General features: G+C 73.5%; 19 protein-coding genes and 1 riboswitch. Of the genes, 10 read left to right on the plus strand and 9 right to left on the minus strand.

What is annotated here, in order from left to right:
* Positions 1-66: 66 nt before the first annotated feature.
* Positions 67-2,625: a GH32 C-terminal domain-containing protein gene (locus ACFY23_RS26590; protein WP_350684676.1), complete on the minus strand. Its 2,559-nt coding sequence runs from the start codon at positions 2,623-2,625 to the stop codon at positions 67-69.
* 239 nt (positions 2,626-2,864) lie between these two features.
* Between ACFY23_RS26590 and ACFY23_RS26595 the strand changes: the two genes are divergently transcribed.
* The 5 genes from ACFY23_RS26595 (at position 2,865) to ACFY23_RS26615 (ending at position 7,298) form a co-directional block, all read left to right on the plus strand.
* Complete coding sequence (locus tag ACFY23_RS26595) at positions 2,865-3,950, plus strand: substrate-binding domain-containing protein (protein ID WP_350684677.1); 1,086 nt, start codon at positions 2,865-2,867, stop codon at positions 3,948-3,950.
* Between the two features lie 87 nt (positions 3,951-4,037).
* Positions 4,038-5,066, plus strand: a complete 1,029-nt coding sequence (locus ACFY23_RS26600; protein ID WP_350684678.1) for an ABC transporter permease — start codon at positions 4,038-4,040, stop codon at positions 5,064-5,066.
* Positions 5,063-5,902: an ATP-binding cassette domain-containing protein gene (locus ACFY23_RS26605; protein ID WP_350684679.1), complete on the plus strand. Its 840-nt coding sequence runs from the start codon at positions 5,063-5,065 to the stop codon at positions 5,900-5,902. Before ACFY23_RS26600 ends, ACFY23_RS26605 begins: the two co-directional genes overlap by 4 nt.
* Before the next feature lie 52 nt (positions 5,903-5,954).
* Complete coding sequence (locus ACFY23_RS26610) at positions 5,955-6,908, plus strand: carbohydrate kinase (RefSeq protein WP_350684680.1); 954 nt, start codon at positions 5,955-5,957, stop codon at positions 6,906-6,908.
* A gap of 129 nt (positions 6,909-7,037) precedes the next feature.
* A complete protein-coding gene (locus ACFY23_RS26615) occupies positions 7,038-7,298 on the plus strand; it encodes a hypothetical protein (protein ID WP_350684681.1) in 261 nt (86 codons plus the stop codon).
* A gap of 77 nt (positions 7,299-7,375) precedes the next feature.
* Here ACFY23_RS26615 and ACFY23_RS26620 read toward each other — a convergent pair whose 3' ends face one another.
* On the minus strand, positions 7,376-8,257 hold the full coding sequence (locus ACFY23_RS26620; RefSeq protein WP_350684682.1) for a peptidoglycan DD-metalloendopeptidase family protein: 882 nt from the start codon (positions 8,255-8,257) through the stop codon (positions 7,376-7,378).
* Between the two features lie 159 nt (positions 8,258-8,416).
* On the opposite strand from ACFY23_RS26620, the gene araB reads away from it, so the two are divergent.
* Entirely contained in the window at positions 8,417-10,087 is a 1,671-nt protein-coding gene (gene araB, locus ACFY23_RS26625) for a ribulokinase (RefSeq protein WP_350684683.1), read from the plus strand.
* Between the two features lie 94 nt (positions 10,088-10,181).
* On the opposite strand, the gene ACFY23_RS26630 is transcribed toward araB, so the two are convergent.
* On the minus strand, positions 10,182-11,621 hold the full coding sequence (locus ACFY23_RS26630) for a glycine hydroxymethyltransferase (RefSeq protein ID WP_350684684.1): 1,440 nt from the start codon (positions 11,619-11,621) through the stop codon (positions 10,182-10,184).
* 17 nt (positions 11,622-11,638) lie between these two features.
* A riboswitch (ZMP/ZTP riboswitch) is annotated at positions 11,639-11,728 on the minus strand.
* A 129-nt stretch (positions 11,729-11,857) separates the two neighbouring features.
* On the opposite strand from ACFY23_RS26630, the gene ACFY23_RS26635 reads away from it, so the two are divergent.
* The gene (locus ACFY23_RS26635; RefSeq protein ID WP_350684685.1) at positions 11,858-12,709 is read left to right on the plus strand and encodes a metallophosphoesterase; all 852 of its coding nucleotides are present in this window, start codon (positions 11,858-11,860) and stop codon (positions 12,707-12,709) included.
* Between the two features lie 42 nt (positions 12,710-12,751).
* Here ACFY23_RS26635 and ACFY23_RS26640 read toward each other — a convergent pair whose 3' ends face one another.
* The 5 genes from ACFY23_RS26640 to ACFY23_RS26660 all read right to left on the minus strand — a co-directional run bounded on the left by ACFY23_RS26640 (position 12,752) and on the right by ACFY23_RS26660 (position 17,106).
* A complete protein-coding gene (locus tag ACFY23_RS26640; RefSeq protein WP_350684686.1) occupies positions 12,752-13,252 on the minus strand; it encodes a hemerythrin domain-containing protein in 501 nt (166 codons plus the stop codon).
* Positions 13,253-13,366: 114 nt separating this feature from the next.
* A complete protein-coding gene (locus tag ACFY23_RS26645) occupies positions 13,367-14,836 on the minus strand; it encodes a S8 family serine peptidase (protein ID WP_350684687.1) in 1,470 nt (489 codons plus the stop codon).
* 145 nt (positions 14,837-14,981) lie between these two features.
* Entirely contained in the window at positions 14,982-15,851 is an 870-nt protein-coding gene (locus ACFY23_RS26650) for an NAD(P)H-hydrate dehydratase (RefSeq protein WP_350819393.1), read from the minus strand.
* Positions 15,835-16,566 carry a histidine phosphatase family protein gene (locus ACFY23_RS26655; protein ID WP_350687243.1) on the minus strand — a complete coding sequence of 244 codons (732 nt, stop codon included), beginning with the start codon at positions 16,564-16,566 and terminating at the stop codon, positions 15,835-15,837. The genes ACFY23_RS26650 and ACFY23_RS26655 overlap by 17 nt, the downstream gene beginning before the upstream one ends.
* Before the next feature lie 66 nt (positions 16,567-16,632).
* Positions 16,633-17,106, minus strand: coding sequence for a hypothetical protein (locus ACFY23_RS26660; protein ID WP_350687242.1), 474 nt, complete (start codon positions 17,104-17,106; stop codon positions 16,633-16,635).
* A 121-nt stretch (positions 17,107-17,227) separates the two neighbouring features.
* Here ACFY23_RS26660 and ACFY23_RS26665 point away from each other — a divergent pair, with 121 nt between their 5' ends.
* The 3 genes from ACFY23_RS26665 to ACFY23_RS26675 all read left to right on the plus strand — a co-directional run bounded on the left by ACFY23_RS26665 (position 17,228) and on the right by ACFY23_RS26675 (position 19,100).
* A complete protein-coding gene (locus tag ACFY23_RS26665) occupies positions 17,228-17,458 on the plus strand; it encodes a hypothetical protein (protein ID WP_350687240.1) in 231 nt (76 codons plus the stop codon).
* A 132-nt stretch (positions 17,459-17,590) separates the two neighbouring features.
* Positions 17,591-17,917 (plus strand): hypothetical protein, encoded by a 327-nt coding sequence (locus ACFY23_RS26670; protein ID WP_350687238.1) that lies wholly within the window; start codon positions 17,591-17,593, stop codon positions 17,915-17,917.
* Between the two features lie 211 nt (positions 17,918-18,128).
* A complete protein-coding gene (locus tag ACFY23_RS26675) occupies positions 18,129-19,100 on the plus strand; it encodes a DNA primase small subunit domain-containing protein (protein ID WP_350687236.1) in 972 nt (323 codons plus the stop codon).
* 181 nt (positions 19,101-19,281) lie between these two features.
* Here the strand turns inward: ACFY23_RS26675 and ACFY23_RS26680 are convergent, their stop codons facing one another.
* Positions 19,282-19,788 carry an Lrp/AsnC family transcriptional regulator gene (locus ACFY23_RS26680; protein WP_350687225.1) on the minus strand — a complete coding sequence of 169 codons (507 nt, stop codon included), beginning with the start codon at positions 19,786-19,788 and terminating at the stop codon, positions 19,282-19,284.
* Positions 19,789-19,804: the final 16 nt, after the last annotated feature.

The raw sequence follows: 19,804 nt of genomic DNA on the forward strand, positions 1-19,804 counted from the left end.
GGACTGGTGCTGCGGCGGCCGGGGGCCGTTGACCGTGCCCCCGGCCGCCGATGATCGACTCCCAGGTTATCGCCACACCGAGCGCAACGGCCGCACGGTGAGCGAGCGCACCACCACCTGACCGCCCTCGGCGAACAGGCGGGTCTGGTCGCTGGACGCCGCCGGGAAGATCTGGTCGGTGATCGTGGTCTGACCCGCGCCGCCGAAGACCTCGACGGAGGAGCGGTCCACGTAGATTGTCATCCGCACGCGGTTCCCGTCCATTGTCAGCGGGCCGCTGTGCACGCCAGGGAAGAGCGGACCGACCTCGACCCGGCCGGACCGGGTCCGGTCGACGAAGAGGCGTCGCGCCGCCGCGTCGTACCCGACCACCGTCCGTTCGTCGTCGCCGCCGCGCACGTGCAGGCCGAAGCGGTCGGCGTCGCGCAGCTCGAACTCCGCCTCGATCTCCAGCACGTCGCCGTCGGCGGCGGGCGGCAGGTCCCGTACGCCAGGCCCGAGGGTGGCGTCGCGCAGGGTGAAGGCCGTTCCGTCGCCGCGCAGGCCGCGGACCTGCGCCGCCGGCCGCTGGGTCAGCCGGACCTCACCGTCGATCGTGGACAGCTCGAACTCCCGGGGCAGGGCCATGGCGCCGCGCCAGGGCGAGGTCGGGACGTTGCCGGCGTACTGCCAGTTGTTCATCCAGCCGATCAGGATCCGCTTGCCACCCGGCACGCCGTTGTAGGAGACGGCGGCGTAGTAGTCCTTGCCGTAATCGACCCAGTCGTAGCGTTCCAGCTCGCTGGTCGCCGGCCGGTCGCCGGACATCACGTGGTCGACGAGGATGTGTCCCCAGCCGCCCGAGTTGAAGTCGTTGATCTCCAGGTGCGCCCGCCGGCCGGCCAGGTCGCGCACGTCCCAGGCCACCCAGTCGAGGCGTTCGCTGTCCCTGCCGGTGGCGGTACGGACGACCTCGCCGTCGACGACGAGGTTGACCGCGGTCTCCACCGACCTCGGCAGCACCGGCGCGTCGGTGGCGATCAGGTGGTCGACCAGCAGGTGGCCCCAGCCGCCGGTGTGCTCGTCGACCACGCGCAACTGGGCGCTGCGGCCCCGGAACTCGGTCACGTCCCAACTGCGCCAGTTCACGAAGCCGGAGAAGTTCCCGGTGCCGGTGCGGACCACCTCGCCGTCGACGAGCAACTCCACCACCGTCCGGGGCGTGTCGGTGCCGAGGTGGCCGCCGGCGCCGACGAGAACGCTGAGGTGATTCCGGTCGATGGTGAACGCCGGCGAGGTCAGCGTGCCCGTGGTCGTGTCCGCCTCGAAGAAGGTGGTGAGCAGCTTGTCGCCCACGTGGCCCCGCTCGGAGCGGGCCGGGCCCGCCACCGGTGCGCGGTTGCGCAGGCCGCCGGTCGCCGTCCAGCCCGCCTGCTCGTACGTCCGGCCGTCGGGGAACTCGAAGTCGAGCACCGGTTCGGCGTCCTCGGGCACGAACGCGGTGGTCGTGCCGGGCAGGTGCGGGTGCGCGCCGCCACCGACGAGGAGGTTCAGGTAGTCCTGCCGGAGCGTGAACTCGGGGGAGACCATGCGCCCCTTCGGGGCGTCGAAGCCGAGGAAGCTGTTGACCAGGGCGCGGCCCTGGAAGCCGCTGACCTGCTGCTGGCCGGGGACCGTGCCGGGGTACGGGGCGGCGCCGAAGGGACCCGGCCCGAGTGCCGGGTCGTTCTCGACCGTCCAGCCCGCGTAGCCGTCCTCGAAGTCGGCGAGGAGCGTCCCCGTCGGCGGGGCCGGGTCGCCCGTCACCACGTTGTCGGCGGTGAAGGTGGTGCCGTCCCAGTCGCCGACGAAGTACTGCGCGCCCGATCCGCCGGCCACGGCGCCCGGGTTGAGGTTGACCACCAGCACCCACTTCGTGCGGTTCGGGTCGCCGTCGACCGGCAGTTCGAACAGGTCCGGCACCTCCCACACGCCGCCGACGGCGTTGGCGGGCCCGAAGTCGCTCAGGTGGGCCCAGGACCGGAGGTCGTCGGAGCGGTAGAAGCGCACCTTGTGCTCGGTGGCCAGCACGATCGCCATGACCCAGTAGCCGGCCTCGGCGTCCCAGAAGACCTTGGGGTCGCGGAACTCCCGCGAGCCGAGGTCGAGCACGGGGTTGCCGGCGTACTTCGTCCACGTGCGTCCCCGGTCGGTGCTGTACGCCAGGGACTGCGCCTGGATGCCGGTCGCCGGGTACGCGCTGGTGTAGACGGCGACCATCGCCGGCGCGCCGGGCCGGCCGAAGCCGGAGGTGTTCCGCTCGTCGACCACGATCGAGCCGGAGAAGACGTGCTCGTCGGCCGAGTACGGGATCGCGACCGGCAGCTCCTCCCAGTGGAACAGGTCGCGGCTGACCGCGTGTCCCCAGGACATGTTGCCCCACTGCGCGCCCTCGGGGTTGTACTGGTAGAAGAGGTGCCACTCGTCCTGGTACCACACCAGGCCGTTCGGGTCGTTCATCCAGTTCCGCTCGGGACTGAAGTGGATCTGCGGCCGGTGCGGCTCGTCCCTGGCGCCGGGCGGCGCGCCGCTGGCGGTGGTGCCGGTCAGTGTCGCCATCAGGGCCGCGGTCGTGAACGCCGCGGCCAGCAATCGACGGACCCTCATCCACACTCCTCCGTCCTTCGGGGCTCGCCCGTCGCCGAGACGCGCCGGGCGGCCGAACGTGGAGCGAATGCTGGGCGGTGGCTGACATCGTTGTCAAGAGCGTCCGGCGTGTTACTGCCCGATTACGAGAAAGTGCTTCCAGATGTATTGACACCGTGGCGTGGCTCACTGGAAACTCCGCTGACATCGTTGTCGAGCGAGTCCGGTGAACCGGGCCGGGTGTTTGTCGAGGAGAGAACATGATCCAGCGCACGGGCCGCCGTCGGGGCGCCCTGCTGCTCGCCGCCGTCGCGGCCACCAGCATGGTCGCCAGCGGCTGCGGGGACGGTTCCGGCGGCGCGGGCTCCGCCGGTGGCGGCAGCGTCGCCGTCTCCCTGATCACCAAGAACTCCACCAACCCCTTCTTCGTCGCCATGCAGCAGGGCGCGAAGAAGGCCGCCGAGGCGGAGGGCGTGAAGCTGACGTTGGCCGCCGGCAAGGAGGACGGCGACGAGGCCGGCCAGGTGCAGGCCATCGAGGACGCCATCGCCCGCGGCGACGAGGGCATCCTGATCACCCCGAACGGCCCCGGCGTCAACCCCGCCATCAAGAAGGCCCGGGACGCCGGGCTCTACGTCATCGCGCTGGACACCCCGCCCGACCCGGCCGACACCGTCGACATCACCTTCGCCACCGACAACTTCAAGGCCGGCGAGCTGATCGGGAGATGGACCGCGACCCAGCTCGGCGGCAAGCCGGCGACCATCGCGATGCTGGACCTGTTCAACGACAAGGTCGTCTCCGTCGACTACAACCGGGACCAGGGCTTCCTGACCGGCATGGGCATCGACACCGCCGACCGGCGGAAGAACGGCGACGAGGCGAAGACGGGCAGCTACTCCGGCGGCACCTACACCATCGCGTGCAACGAGCCGACCAACGGGGCCGAGGACGGCGGGCGCACGGCCATGGAGAACTGCCTGACCCGCAACCCCGACATCAACGTCGTCTACACCATCAACGAGCCGGCCGCGGTCGGTGCGCACAAGGCGCTCCAGGCGGCGGGCAAGACCCAGGGCGTCCTGGTCGTCTCCATCGACGGTGGCTGCGACGGCGTACGGCAGGTCGAGGGCGGGGTCATCGGCGCGACGTCCCAGCAGTACCCGCTGACGATGGCCGAGCTGGGCGTGCAGGCGATCAAGAAGATCGCGAACGGCGGGGAGAAGCCGAAGGTCTCCGACGGCCTGGACTTCTTCGACACCGGCGTCACCCTGGTCACCGACAAGGCGGCGACCGGGGTCGAGAGCATCACCAGCACCGACGCCGCCCAGCGCTGCTGGGGCTGAGCCACCCCCGCCGGGCCGGGGCGCCGGGAGCACTCCGGGGCCCCGGACGGGCAGGTCGTCCGCCATCGACAACGGCAGGAGTACGCCGTGACCACCACGACACCACCGACCACCGCCGCGCAGCAGTTCGCCCTGCGCCGGCACTCACCGCTGCAACGCGTCCAGCACCTGCTGCACGCGCACCCCGCGATCAGCCCCTTCCTCGTGCTGGTCGTCTCGTTCGTCGTCTTCTCCACCGTCAACCCGCGCTTCGCCTCGCCCAACTCCCTCTCGCTCGTCCTGCAGCAGGTGGCGGTCATCGGCGCGCTCGCCGTGGGTCAGACGCTGATCATCCTGACCGCGGGCATCGACCTGTCGGTCGGCGCGATCGTCATCCTGGCCATGATGTTCTCGGCCAAGCTGGCCGAGGGGCAGGGCCTTCCCGGCGTGCTCGCTATCCTCCTCGCCATCGCGGTCGGCGCGGCGGCGGGAACGCTCAACGGGGCGCTCGTGACCCGGCTGAAGCTGCCACCCTTCATCGTCACGCTCGGCACGCTCAGCGTCTTCACCGCCGTCGGGCTGCTCTACTCCGGCGGGCAGAGCGTGCAGGCCACCGACCTTCCGCCGGTGCTGAGCTGGACCGGGGAGTCCTTCCCGGTGGGACCGTTCCGGATCACCGCCGGTGTCGTCGCGGTGGTGCTGCTCTACCTGGTGGTCGGGTACGCGCTGGCCAGGACGGCCTGGGGCCGGCACGTCTACGCCGTGGGCGACGACAAGGAGGCGGCGCGGCTCGCCGGCATCCGGGTCGACCGGGTCCTGCTGAGCGTCTACCTCGTCGCCGGCGCGATCTACGGCCTCACCGCCTGGATCCTCATCGGTCGGGCCGGCGCGGCCAGCCCCAACGCCATCACCGACGCGAACCTGGAGAGCATCACCGCCGTGGTCATCGGTGGCACCAGCCTGTTCGGCGGGCGGGGCGCGGTGCTCGGGACCCTGCTCGGCGCGTTGATCGTCGGGTTCTTCCGCAGCGGACTGTCGCTGGCCGGGGTCGACGACCAGTACCGCGTCCTCGCCGTGGGCCTGCTGGTGATCCTCGCCGTGGCCGTCGACCAGTGGATCAGGAAGGTGAGGGCATGACCGCCACCACGCACACCCCCGACGGGCGGACCGGCGCGGCCGGCCCGCGGCGGCGCACGCCGGTGCTGTCGGCGCGAGGTCTGGTCAAGACGTTCGGCAGGGTCGTCGGTCTCGACGGGGTCGATCTCGACCTCTATCCCGGCGAGGTGCTGGCCGTCATCGGCGACAACGGCGCGGGCAAGTCGACGCTGATCAAGTGCCTGACCGGCGCGCTGATCCCGGATGCCGGGGAACTGTTCCTGGAGGGCAGGCCCGCCCAGTTCAAGCGGCCGCAGGACGCCCGGGACGCCGGCATCGAGACGGTCTACCAGACGCTTGCCGTCGCGCCGGCGCTGGACATCGCGACCAACCTCTTCCTCGGCCGGGAGAAGCGCCGGCGCGGCCCCCTCGGCTCGATCTTCCGGATGCTCGACCAGAAGGGCATGCGGCGCGAGGCCGCCCAGGCCCTCGCCGACCTCGGCATCGGCACCCTGCAGAACGTGGGACAGGCGGTCGAGACGCTCTCCGGCGGGCAGCGCCAGGCGGTCTCGGTGGCGCGCGCCGCGGCCTTCGGCAGCAAGGTGATCGTGCTCGACGAGCCGACCGCCGCCCTCGGCGTCAAGGAATCCCAGCAGGTGCTCCGGATGATCGAGGAGGTCCGGTCGCGAGGGCTGCCGGTCATCCTCATCAGCCACAACATGCCGCACGTGTTCGAGGTCGCCGACCGCATCCACATCCAGCGACTGGGTCGCTGCGCGGGCGTGGTGACGCCGGCGTCGCACACGATGCCGGAGGCGGTGGCGATCATGACGGGCGCGACCACCCTCGAGGAGACCCCGGGCCGGACGGCGGCCTGAGGGCCGCTCCGCACATGGCCGGGGCTCGGCGCAGCCTCGGGAAAGGAAGACTGTGATCATCGTTGTCGGCGAGGCCCTGGTGGATCTGATCGAGGAGCCACCGGGGGAGGCCGTCGCCCACCCCGGGGGCAGCCCGGCGAACGTCGCCGTGGCCCTCGCCCGCCTCGGCCTGCCCACGACCCTGCTGACCCAGCTCGGCGACGACGCGCACGGGCGGTTGCTCCGCGCCCACCTGGCCGACAACGGCGTGCGCCTCGACCCCGCCTCGGTGCCGGACCTGCCGAGCACCAGCGTGGCCCGCACGCACGTGGACGCGGACGGTCAGGCGGGGTACGACTTCCGCATCGCGTGGCGGTCCTTTCCGCGGGCGGCCCTGACCGGCGCCGGCGTCCACGCCGACTGCCTGCACACCGGGTCGCTGGGCGCGGTCCTGCCACCCGGCGCCGACGACGTGCGGGCGCTGGTGCACGCCCGACGGGCCACCACGATGATCAGTTACGACCCGAACTGCCGGCCGTCGCTGATGGGGGACCGGTCGGCGGCCCGGAGCCGGGTCGAGGACCTGGTGGCGGCCAGCGACATCGTCAAGGTCAGCGACGAGGACCTGGCCTGGCTCCATCCGGGGCGCGGGCACGAGCAGGTCGGGCGGGAGTGGCTGGACCTGGGCGCTCGCCTGGTGGTGGTCACCCGGGGCCGCGGCGGGGCGTGGGGGGCCACCCGGTGCGGCGAGGCGCGGGTGGACGCCCGGCCGGTGGAGGTGGTGGACACGGTCGGGGCCGGTGACGCGTTCATGGCGGGCCTGCTGGCCGCGCTCAACGACCTCGGCCTGCTCGGCGCGGCGCGCCGCGGGGCGCTCGCGGCGGCCGGCCGGGACGACGTCGCCGCCGCGCTCCGCCGCGCCGCCGACGTCGCCGCCTGGACCTGCCGCCGGCGGGGGGCCGACCCGCCCACGCGGGCCGAGCTGGCCGCCGGGGAATCCGCCGGCGGACCGCTGCGGGTGGGTTGAACGCCCTCGGGTGGGGGTGGCCGTCCACAGTCGACGGCCACGCCCAGGCGTCTCGGTGCTGACACACCGCGTTCACCGCACGGCAAAGCGCGACTGCCCGTATTCCGCCGTCCTCGATGGACACCCATAATGGACGTCATGATCGCCTGGGAGTACGCGTTGCTGGTCCGCCGCTATCAGGGGCAGGGCCGCAACTTCCATGTCAGCTTCATCTGGTACGGCCCCGACGGGACGCGCCGGGACATCACCGCGTACGGCGACACCGCGATCGCGCACCTCAACCGGGCCGGCCGGGAGGGCTGGGAGCTGGTCTCCGCCGCCGAGGACGTGAACAACATCCAGGGCAGCACCGAGGTGCACCGCTACCACCTGAAGCGGCCCGTCGCCTGATCCAGCAGCCCGTTCCGCCCCGGCGGTCCGGCAAGCTGATGCCTGGACCGCCGGACACGGCGGCCGGGGGTCGACGGTCAGTCCCACTGGTCCTGGTTGAGGAAGCGGGCGAAGCCCCGCCACGAGTTCGGCCCCATCACCCCGTCGATCGGCCCGGTGTAGCCCCAGCCCGAGGCGAGCCGCTGCACCGCCTTCCACGTGTTCGGCCCCGGCACGCCGTCGATGGGGCCGGTGTAGCCGTAGGCGCGCATCGCCCGCTGGAGCGCGGCGTACGTGTTCGGCCCCGGGACGCCGTCGATCGGGCCCGTGTAGCCGGCGGTGATCCGCAGCCAGTTCTGCATCCGCTGGTAGCAGACCGGACCGGGGATGCCGTCGTACTCGGTGGTCGTCTTGGGCAGGCCGCCGCCCGGGTTCTGGCTGATGTAGGTCAGCGGGTTGATGCGTACCCCGCTCGGGTTGATCATGTGCCAGTGCAGGTGCGGGCCGGTGGAGCTGCCCGACCCGGGGGCGCCCACGGCGCCGCCCGACCGCCCCACGACCGTCCCGGCGCCGACCGCGGTCCCGTTGGCCAGCAGGAACTGTGACAGGTGCATGTACTGGCTGCGGTACCCGTCCGCGTGGTGGATCGTGACGGTGTGCCCGCCCGTCCCGTTGTAGGGGATGTTCTGGATCGTGCCGGCGCCGCACGCCGGCAACGCGGTGCCGACCCCCATCCCGAAGTCGATCCCGCCGAGCGACCCGTAGTTCAGGTGGTCCTGCCAGGTGCCGGTGATGGGGTAGCCGGCGAACGGGTTGTAGATCACCGGCGCCGCGTGGGCGGTGCCGGGCAGCCCGACGACCCCACCGACGGCGAGGGCGCCGGTGGTCCACGCGGTGCCGCGCAGCAGCGTACGGCGACTGAGTCCGGTCGGTGGCCGGCCGGTCGCAGCGCCACAGCAGGGGGGCAGGTTCTCGCTCATCGTCGGCTCCTCATTCGTGGGGTGACGCGTGGGTGGAGGGGGTGCCGAGACTACGGTCATTCACACATTCGGATCAATGACTGCGGTAGCGTTGCCTCCCGTCGCCGCTGACCGGCCGCCCCGCCCGGGCGCCGGAGCGTCGCGGCGCGAGGAGGAGCGGTGGCGCAGCCGGCAGTCGGGGCGCCCCGGCACGTCGTCGGGGTCGACTTCGGCACCCTCTCCGGCCGGGCGGTCGTGGTGGACGTCGCCGACGGCACCGTGCGCGGCGAGGCCGTGCACGCGTACCGGCACGGGGCGATCACCGAGCGGCTGCCCGACGGGACGCCGCTGCCGCCGGACTGGGCGTTGCAGCACCCGGACGACCACCGCGAGGTGCTCCGGGCGGCGGTGCCCGCCGCGCTGCGGGCCGCCGGCGTACGCCCCGAGGACGTGCGCGGCATCGGCATCGACGCCACCTCCTGCACGATGCTGCCCACCCGCGCCGACGGCACCCCGCTCTGCGAGCTGCCGGAGCTGGCCGGCCGGCCGCACGCGTACCCGAAGCTGTGGAAGCACCACGCGGCCCAGCGGCAGGCCGCCCGGATCACCGACGTCGCCGCCGCGCGCGGCGAGACCTGGCTGCCCCGCTACGGCGGCCGGGTCTCCGCCGAGTGGCAGCTCGCCAAGGCGCTGGAGGTGCTGGAGGAGGACCCGGCGGTCTTCGACCGGGCGGAGCGCTTCGTCGAGACGGCGGACTGGCTGGTCTGGCAGCTCTGCGGCCGGGAGACCCGCAACGTCTCCGCCGCCGGCTTCAAGGGGCTGCGGCAGGACGGGCGGTACCCGTCGGCGGAGTTCCTGCGCGCCGTGCACCCCCGCCTCGACGGGCTGCTGCCCCGGATCGACGGCCCGCTCGCGCCGCTGGGCGCCCGGGCGGGCGGGTTGACCGCCGAGGCGGCCCGGTGGACCGGGCTGCCGGTGGGCACCGCCGTCGCGGTCGGGTCCATCGACGCGCACGTCACCGCGGCGGCGGCCCGCGCGGTCGAGCCGGGCCGGATGCTCGCCGTCCTCGGCACCTCCACCTGCCTGATCATGAACGCGACGGCGTACCACGAGGTGCCCGGGGTCTGCGGCGTGGTCGACGGGGGCGTCACGACCGGTTCCTGGGGCTACGAGGCGGGGCAGAGCGGGGTCGGGGACATCTTCGCCTGGTACGTGCGCACCGGCCTGCCCGCCGAGTACGCCGACGAGGCGCGCCGCCGCGGGCTGAGCCCGTACGAGCTGCTGGACGCCCTCGCCGCCGAGCAGCCGGTGGGCGGGCACGGGCTGCTGGCGCTGGACTGGCACAGCGGCAACCGGTCGGTGCTCATGGACCACGAGCTGAGCGGGGTGCTGGTCGGGCTGACCCTGGCCACCCGGCCCGAGGAGATCTGGCGGGCGCTGCTGGAGGCCACCGCGTTCGGCGCCCGGACGGTGGTCGACGCGTTCACCGCCGCCGGAGTGGCCGTCGACGAGCTGACCGTGGCCGGCGGGCTCACCAGCAACCGGCTGCTGCTGCGGATCTACGCCGACGTCATCGGCCGGCCGCTGCACGTGGTCGACTCCGCGCACCCGGCGGCGCTGGGCGCGGCGATCCATGCGGCGGTGGCCGCCGGGGCGTACCCGGACGTGCCGGCCGCCTCGGCGGCGATGGGCGCCGCCCGGCGCGAGACCTGGCACCCCGACCCGGCCCGGGCGGCCGCCTACGACGAGCTGTACGCGGACTACCGCGCGCTGCACGACCACTTCGGCCGGGGCGGCACCGACGTCCTGCACCGCCTGCGCGCCCGCCGCCACCGCACCCACCCCCGCTGACGCTCCCGGCCCCGCACGCCCGGCGGGGACGAGAGCGGGACGGGGACGCCCCCGCGCGGCGGGGCCGGGCGGGGGCGTCGTGGTGGGGCAGGACTCAGCCGAGGTCGACGGCCGGGTAGAGCGGGAAGCCCGTGAGCAGGTCGCTGGCCTGCTTGCCGACCCGGTCGGCGACGGCCGGGTCGAGGACGTACTTGGCCTTCGACGGGGTGCCGTCCGGGTTCGCGCCCGGCCGGGTCTGGCTGAGCACGGTGTGGATCAGCTCGGCCGTCTCGTCCATCTGCGCCGGGCCCAGCCCCCGGGTGGTCAGCGCCGGGGTGCCGATGCGGATGCCGGAGGTGTACCAGGCGCCGTTCGGGTCCTGCGGGACGGAGTTGCGGTTGGTGACGATGCCCGAGTCGAGCAGCGCCTGCTCGGCCTGCCGGCCGGTCAGCCCGTAGCCGGTGACGTCGATGAGCACCAGGTGGTTGTCGGTGCCGCCGGTGACCAGCTTGCCGCCCCGGCGCAGCAGCCCCTCGGCGAGGGCCTGGGCGTTGGCGACGATCCGCTGGGCGTAGTCGGCGAAGTCGGGGCGGCGGGCCTCGGCCAGGGCGACGGCCTTGGCGGCCATCACGTGCGGCAGCGGGCCGCCGAGCACCATCGGGCAGCCCCGGTCGACCTGGTCGGCCAGCTCGGGCTGGCAGAGCACCATGCCGCCGCGCGGGCCGCGCAGCGACTTGTGCGTGGTCGTGGTGACGATGTGCGCGTGCGGCACCGGGTCGAAGTCGCCGGTGAAGACCTTGCCGGCGACCAGGCCGGCGAAGTGCGCCATGTCGACCATGAAGGTGGCCCCGACGGAGTCGGCGATCTCCCGCATGATCCGGAAGTTGACCTTCCGCGGGTACGCCGAGTAGCCGGCGACCAGGATCAGCGGCTTGAACTCGCGGGCCGCCTCGGCGACCCTGTCGTAGTCGACCAGCCCGGTGGCCGGGTCGGTGCCGTAGCTGCGCTGGTCGAACATCTTGCCGGAGATGTTCGGCCGGAACCCGTGGGTGAGGTGGCCGCCGGCGTCCAGGGACATGCCGAGCATCCGCTGGTTGCCCAGCTCCCGGCGCAGCGCGAACCAGTCCGCCTCGGTGAGGTCGTTGACCTGCCGCACCTGGGCCTTCTTCAGCGCCGGGGACTCCACCCGGTCGGCGAGGATCGCCCAGAACGCGACCAGGTTGGCGTCGATGCCGGAGTGCGGCTGCACGTACGCGTGGGCCGCGCCGAACAGCTCCCGGGCGTGCTCGGCGGCGAGTGCCTCGACGGTGTCCACGTTCTGGCAGCCGGCGTAGAAGCGGCGGCCGACGGTGCCCTCGGCGTACTTGTCGCTGAACCAGTTGCCCATGGCCAGCAGGGTGGCCGGGGAGGCGTAGTTCTCGCTGGCGATGAGCTTGAGCGACTCACGCTGGTCGGCGAGCTCGGCGCCGATGGCGTCGGCCACCCGCGGCTCGACGGCGCGGATCACCTCGAGGGCGCTGCGGAAGGCGGTGGATTCGGCGTTCGGCGACGACATGCGACCTCCAGTGACGTGCGGAAGGCCCAGGCGCTCGGCATGCGTCCTCATGACGGGACCGCTTCCCGATGGTTCTCCATCCCCACGCGCCAGTCACGGCCCGCCGCCGATCCTACCGGGTCGGCCGGGCGCACCCCGGCCCACCTGGGGACCGCCGCACCTGAGGTGTGGTGCATCGACCGGCGTGCGGCCCGCGCGGTTCGCGGTCGTCCCCGGCCGCGCATAGGATCGTGGTCATGGCGGGGGAGGACGGCGGGGGCGGCAGCCTGCTCGCCATCAGCGACCTGCACGTGGGGCACCCGGGCAACCGGGCGGTGGTGGAGGGGCTGCGCCCCGAGTCGCCGGACGACTGGCTGATCGTCGCCGGAGACGTCGGCGACACCGTGGCCGACGTCGAGTGGGCCCTCCGGCTGCTCGGCGACCGCTTCGCGCGGGTGGTCTGGGCGCCGGGCAACCACGAGCTGTGGACCCCGCCGGCCGACCCGGTGACGCTACGCGGGGTCGCGCGCTACCAGCATCTCGTCGACCTGTGCCGGCGCCTCGGCGTGCTGACCCCGGAGGATCCGTACCCGGTGTGGCGGGGGCCGGGCGGGCCGGTGCTGGTGGCGCCGCTGTTCCTGCTCTACGACCACAGCTGGCGCCCGGAGGGTTTCGACACCCCGGAGGCGGCGCTGGCCGAGGCGTACCGGACGGGGATCGTCTGCACCGACGAGTTCCTGCTGCACCCCGACCCGTACCCGAGCCGGTCGGCCTGGTCCGCCGCCCGGGTCGCCGAGACCGCCCGCCGGCTCGCCGCGCGGGAGCCGGGGCTGCCGACCGTGCTGGTCAACCACTGGCCGCTGCTGCGCGAACCGACCCGGATCCTGCGCTATCCGATCTTCGCCCAGTGGTGCGGCACCGAGGCCACCGCCGACTGGCACCTGCGCTTCGACGCCGCCGCGGTGGTCTACGGCCACCTGCACATCCCCCGCACCACCTGGCACGACGGGGTGCGGTTCGAGGAGGTCTCGGTGGGCTACCCGAGGGAGTGGCGGTCCCGGGCCGTACCGCCGTCGCTGCGGCGGATCCTGCCCGCGCCCCCGGCGTGACGACGGGCCCCGGCGCACCGGGGCCCGTCCGAGTCGGTCGGCTCAGGCCGTCACGGCGTCGAGCGACTTCTTGATCGCCTTCGGGGCGGCCGGCGTGCGCGGCGCGTCCGCGCGCAGCTCGATCATCCGCTCGCCGATCTCCTGGAGCTGCTTACGGCCGAGCGCGTCGCGCACCTTGGGGAACCACTCCTGCTCCTCCTCCTCGACGTGGTGCAGGACGTTCTCGATCAGCACCGTGGTCTTGGCGTTGAAGCGCTCGTCGTCGGCGTCCATGGCGAACAGTTCGGCGCAGAGCACGTCGGCGACGTGGTGCTCCTCGTACGACTCGAGGATGTCGTCCTCCAGGTCGGGCAGGAGCTTGCGGACCTCCGGGTACATCACCTCGTTCTCCAGGTAGGTGTGCACCGTGAGGGCCTCCAGGATCTGGCTCACCAGCTTCTGGCGCTGCGCGGCCGGCCCCTCCTCGGCATCCTGGAACGCCTTGAACAGACGGCGCATCTCCTTGTGGTCCTCTTTCAACAGGACGATGGCATCGGTGGACACCGTTGACCTCCTCGGCTCGTCGGACGCCTCCTCCCGTACCCCCGCCGTGAGCAGCGAAAACGGGTGGGGCCCGGCGGATCACCGCCGGGCCCCACCACGGGTCGTGCCGTGCTGTCACTTCACCACGTTGTACGCGTTGACCATGCCCGCGCCGTAGAACGAGTTGCGCTCGCCCCCGGTGCAGACGGCCGGGAAGCCCGGCCGCGGCTCCCAGACGCCCTCCTCACAGGGGACCGACTCGGCGGTCCGCTCGAGGAAGGACGCCAGTTGGCCCGGCGCCATGCCGGGGTGGGCCGACAGGGCCAGCGCCGCCACGCCGGCCGCGTGCGGGCTCGACATCGACGTGCCCTGCTTGTAACCCCAGCCGTTGGTCTTCGTCGCCGGGTCGAAGGTGGTCGACAGGATGCCGTCGGTCGGGGTCGGGCTGACGCCGTTGGTGCGGAACCGGGTGTCACCGCCGGGCGCGGTGACGTCCACGACGCCCAGGCCGTACGAGGAGTAGTAGCTCTTCTTGCCGGTCGGGGCGACCGCCGAGACGGTCACCACGCCCGGCGCCTCGCCCGGCAGGACGAGGCAGGCGCTGTTGAACTCCCCGGACTCGTCCGGGTAGCTGCCGTCGTTGGGCCGGTCGCTGCTGTAGTTCTTGTGCGCCAGGTCCCAGTTCGAGTTGCCCGCCGACGCGACGTGGAGCACGCCCTTGCTCTGCGAGTAGCGGATGGCCCGCTGCACGGCCTGCCACACCGGGCGCTGGCGCGCGTCGTTGCGGCAGTTCAGCTCCCACGGGTCGATGAAGTAGCTGTTGTTGGTGACCTGCATGCCGTGGTCGGCCGCCCACATGAAGCCGCAGAGCGCGGCCTCGGGGTAGATGTACCGGTCGTCGTTGACCACCTTGACGGCGGCCACCTTGACACCCGGCGCCACACCGGTCACGCCGACGCCGTTGACGGCGGCGGCGATGGTGCCGGCCACGTGGGTGCCGTGGTCGGAGACGGTCGGGTTCCAGGCCGCCTCGGTGGTGTCCGCGACACCGCCGATGCAGGACGCGCTCCTGTCCTTGGCGATCTGGTCCTTCAGGTCGGGGTGGCTGGAGGAGATGCCGCTGTCGAGCACGCCCACCACCACGTCGGCGCTGCCGGCGTTGACGGCGTGGGCCTGCGGGACGTCGATCATCGGCATGTCCCACTGCTGGCCGAAGAGGGGCTCCTTGGTCGGGTCGGCGGTCGCGTGCGCCGCCGCGGCCGCGGAGACCTCCAGGGTCTCGCCCTCCTCGAGCGCGGTGCCCAGGCCGGCGGTGGGCGCGGCCGACTCGACGCCCGCCCCCGCCACGTCCCTGACGAAGTCGGGGTTGGTCGAGCGGACGACGAGCACGCCGATCTGGTCGTAGCTGGCCACCACGGTGCCCTTGGCGGCGGCCACGCGGGCGGCCGCCCTGTCGGTCTTGGCACCCTGCGGGGCGAGCACCAGGAACGTGGTGTCCGGGCCGGCGGCCGACGCCGCCGGGGCCAGCCCGCCGGTGACGGCGAGGCCCACACCGAGCGCCACGGCGGACGCGGCAGCCAGTGTCTTGCGACGGAGGTTCTTCACACAGACTCCCAGGGGGCTGTTTCCAGCCGGGCACGCGCCCTGGCGGGGAGCGGCCGGCGGGAGGTGGCGGGGCGCCCTCCTCCGACCCACCAGCGTAGGAGCGGAGTGTGGCGTTACACACACCCGTTCGGACAGACAGGAAGTGTCAGACGGTGGCAAGGGTGTGGGGAATCTCGTCGAGCAGCTCCCGGGCGAGGAACCCGATCCGGCCGAACCGCGGCACCAGCCGCTGGCCGCTCACCGCGTGGGCGAACGCCGCCCAGCAGGCGGCCTGCGCCGGCTCGGCGCCCCGGGACAGCAGCCCGGCCAGCAGCCCGGCGCGGACGTCCCCGCTGCCGGACGTGCCGAGACCGGCGTCGCCGCTCTCCTCCCGCCAGCTCCGTCCGTCGGGCGTGGCGACGTGGCCGTAGAGCGAGACCACGGCGTCGTACCGGCCGGCCAGCTCGATCGCCTCGGCGTCCAGGTCGTCGCCGGGATCCCGGCCGAGCAGGTGCCGCGCCTCGGTGACGTTGGGGGTCAGCACCACCGGCCGCCCGGACCCGACCAGCAGGTCCGGGGCGTGGCTGAGCGCCCCCAGGGCGTACGCGTCGAGCACCAGCGCCGTCTCCCGGGCGGCCGCGTCGAGCACCACGCGCAGCAGGCGCGCGGTCTCGTCGATGTCCTTGAGCCCCGGGCCGAGGGCCACCACGTCCGCCTCTGCCACCAGGTCCGTCAGCCGGTCGCCGGGCCGGCCGGCGACGGCGCCGTCGGCGGTCTCGGGCAGGTCCACCACCAGCGCCTCCGGCACCTGGATGCTCAGCGCGGCGGCGGTGGACTCGGCGGCGGCGAGCTGGAGCACCCCGGCCCCGGCCCGCAGCGCGGCCACGCCGGCGAGCAGCACCGCCCCGGGGGTGAACCGGGAGCCGCCGACCACCAGCACCGTGCCGCGGGCCTCCTTGCCCCCGGTCGGCATCGGCAGCGCCCAGTCCCGCAGCAGCCCGGGGGTGATGACCCGGGTGTCAGACCGGTTCGGCATGGACCTCGTCCTCCCTGGTCGGCCGGGCGCCCTGCGCCCGCAGGTGGCCGACGTCGTTGAACACGTCCGGGACCAGCCGGCCATCGGTCCCGGCGGACCAGCCGGTGATCGAGCAGTTGGCGATGACGTGCTCCCGGGTCAGCGCCATCAGCTCCGCCTCGGTGAGCCCCTCCACCAGGTAACGGGTCAGGAAGACCAGGGCGTCGTGGCCGAACAGCAGCACCCGCCGGCCCTCGTGGTCGCGGCGCAGGTCGCCGAGGAGGGCGCGGAGCCGCAGCGCCACGTCCGTCCAGGACTCGCCGCCGGGCGGGCGGTAGTAGAACTTGCCGAGCCGGTCCCGACGCGCCGCCTCCTCGGGATACCGGCGGCGCGCCCCGTGCCCGGTCAGCCCGTCCAGGATGCCCAGCTCCCGGTCGCGCAGCCGTTCGTCGCACGTGAGCGGGATCCCGGTGCCGGCCAGGGCCAGCTCGGCGGTCCGCACCGCCCGCAGGTACGGCGACACGACCGCGACGTCCGGCCGGCGGGCCTCGGGCAGCCCGGCCAGCCAGCGCGCCGTGGCCCGCGCCTGCTCCTCCCCGGTCGGGCTCAGCGGCACGTCCGGGTCCCGGTGGGTGAGGTCGATCAGCTCCGCGCCGGACGACTCGGCCGCCGTGGCCGCCACGTTCGCCGTGCTCTCACCGTGCCGGACGATCCAGAGCGCTGCCAGTTCCGCCATGCGGCAACCCCTACCCGAGGCCCGCCCCGGATAACCGCCCCCGCGCCCGCCCGGGCGGCGGGACGCTCAGGCCGTCGGGCAGCGGGCGAAGAGGGTGGTGAAGCCGGACTCGACGCGCTCGACGCCGAGCACCAGGCCCGTGCCCTCCCCGGCGATCGTCAGCTCCAGCTCCTCGCTCACCTGGATCGACTCGAAGCTCGCCCAGTCGAGCACGACGTGGTCGCGGCGGGCCTGGAACAGGTCGCCGCGGTCCACCGAGCCGCGCCACCGGCCGGCGCCGTGCCGTGGCACCGCGCCCCCGTATTCGGTCTTCCGCCGGTAGCCCGGCACGAAGTCCTCGTCGTGCAGGACCTCGTCGATCAGCGGGGTGGAGATGTCGGTGACGGTGAACCCACCGGCGGCGTCGAGGGTGAGCACGTCCCGTTCCGGGCCGCACCAGACACCGGTGACGTCGGCGGCGGCGGGCGGCGGGGACTCGCCCGCGCAGCCGGCGGCGACGAGCACCAAAGCCAGCGACGCGTACCCCGTTCGTCCGCGCACGAACGCCCCCCTTCGCCCCGGGATGGTAGCCCCGGCGTCGGGCGTGAACGGGACCAGGCCGGGTAAGCGCTGCTGCCACCGAACAGCGAGAGCGAGATGGGGAGGTACGCCCGTGGCGACCATGACCAAGGAACAGATCAGCCCGGTCAAGGATCAGAACTACGACCTGATCCACGTTCTGCAGATGTCGTTGCAGCACATCTGGAAGCTGGACACGTACATCGCCGACGCGGATTCGCGGGGTGACACGGAACTGGCCACCTGGTTCCGGAAGATGCAGGAGAACAACCGCAAGGCGGGTGAGCAGGGCAAGAAGATGCTCATGTCGCGCCTGCAGGAGGAGATGAGCTGAGTTCCGCCGGCGGTGGCCGGGCGGCCGGACAGGGGCCGCCCGGCCACCTCGCGTACGCCCGAAGCACGGGGCAGCGCGGACGGCCGTCGACCGGCAGAATGTCCATCCTGGTCGTACGGGATGGAGCCGCCGATGACGGTCGTCAGGGGACTGCGGGAAGCGTTGGTGCTGTTCGTGATCGCGCTCGTCGTGGTCGCGGCCGCCGCCGGGGTCTGGGTCGCCCTGGGCGGCGGCGACTTCGTCTACCGCTTCGGCATCGCCCTCGTGGTGGTCGGCGGGCTGCTCGGGGTCACCGGTGACCTCACCCTGAGCCGAATCGGCATGATGGGGGCGCGGGCCACCTTCGGCGCGGCGCCCGAGCGCGAGGCCGCCGGCGAGGGGCGGGTGCTCACCGGGATCGGGATCTTCCTGTTCGTCGGTCTGCCGCTGATGGCCGTGGGCATCGCGCTGATCGCCTGAGACTGCGCCCGGCAGCCGCCGCACGTGAGCGGCACGTCCGGCGCACCGTCGGCGGGCCGGTCGTGGAGCCGCTGGCGGTGGTCGTCGAGGCGACGGTGCTCGTGCGACCTCGCGCCCGGGGCCGGCGACGGCGCCTGGCCCCGGCGCCGGACCGGGTGGGCGCGGCGCTGCGCGACGGTGCCGACCGGCCAACCGGGTTACGGTGTCAGGCGTGGCGACGCCGGCCGAGGAGATCAAGGTGGGGGAGCGGCTGGTCCGCGTCTCCAGCCCCGACAAGCCCTACTTCCCCGAGCTGGGGCTGACCAAGCTGGACGTGGTGCGCTACTTCCTCGCTGTCGGCGACGGCATCCTGCGCGCCCTGCGGGACCGGCCGACCATGTTGGAGCGGTGGCCGCGCGGCGTCTTCGAGGGGGCGAAGATCGGCACCCGGCAGGACAACCGGGGCGACGCCTTCTACCAGAAGCGGCTCCCGGCGGGGGCGCCCGAGTGGGTGCGCACCGCCCACATCACCTTCCCGAGCGGGCGTACGGCCGACGAGGTCGCGCCGAGCGAGCTGGCCGTGGTGATCTGGGCGGCGAACCTCGGCACGCTGCGGTTCCACCCCTGGCCGGTCTCCGCCGCCGACGTCGAGCGGCCCGACCAGCTCCGCATCGACCTCGACCCCATGCCCGGGGTGGGCTTCGACCAGGTGGTGCCGGTGGCCCACGAGGTGCGCGCGTTCCTGGACGAGCTGGGCCTGACCGGCTACCCGAAGACCACCGGCGGCCGGGGCCTGCACGTCTACCTGTCGATCGAGCCCCGGTGGAGCTTCGGCGACTGCCGGCGGGCGGTGCTGGCGCTCGGCCGGGAGATGCAGCGCCGGCTGCCGGAGCTGGTCACCACCACCTGGTGGCGGGAGCAGCGGGACCGGCCGGTCTTCGTCGACTACAACCAGATGTCCCGGGACCACACGATGGCCTCGGCGTACTCCATCCGCCCGACCCCGCGGGCGCTGGTCTCCGCGCCCCTGGACTGGTCGGAGCTGGACGACGCCCGGCCGGAGGACTTCGACGTCACCACGATGCCGGCCCGCTTCGCCGAGCGCGGCGATCCGCACGCGGGCCTCGACGGCCGGCGCTTCTCGCTCGAACCGCTGCTGGACCTGGCCGACCGGGAGGGGCTGGAGGCCCCGCCGGAGCGCTGAGCCCGCCGACCACCGCGGGCCGCGGCCCGGGTGCCGAGCCCGCCGGCCACCGCGGGCCGCGGCCAGGGTGCCGAGCCCGCCGGCCACCGCCGCGGCCGGGACGACTGAGCCCGCCGGCCGCCCCGGGCCCCTCCGGCGGCACACCGCAGCGGTGAGCCCGCCCGGCCACCGCCCGCGCGGCTCACTGCCACGGGCTGCGTTCGCCGTCGAACTCGTCGAAGACCAGCCAGGTGCGGGTGGACAGCACCCCGGCGATGCTCTGCACCCGGCCCAGCACCACGTCCCGCAGCGTGGCGTTGTCCGGCGCCCGGACCAGCGCCAGCACGTCGTGGTCGCCGCCGAGCAGTGCGGCGTGCTCGATGTAGCGCACCCGGGCCAGCTCCGCCGACACCTCCCGCCAGGTGTTCTGCTCGATCTTCAACGCGACGTACGCCGAGGTGCCCAGCCCCGCCGCCTCGGGCGCGACCTGGGCTCGGAACCCGGTGATCACCCCGTCGCGCAGCAGCCGCTCCACCCGCGCGTACGCGTTGGTGCGGGAGATGTGGATCCGCTCGGCGAGGGTGCGCACCGAGGTGCGGCCGTCGCGGACCAGCTCGTCGAGGATCCGCCGGTCCACCTCGTCCAGGGGTCGGGCCGAACGTCCCGTTCCGGCGGCCGGCTCTCCGTTCGGCCCGGACTCCTGGCTCATCTCGATGCCTTCCGCA

Source organism: Micromonospora sp. NPDC000121 (assembly GCF_042899165.1).
GTDB lineage: Bacteria > Actinomycetota > Actinomycetes > Mycobacteriales > Micromonosporaceae > Micromonospora.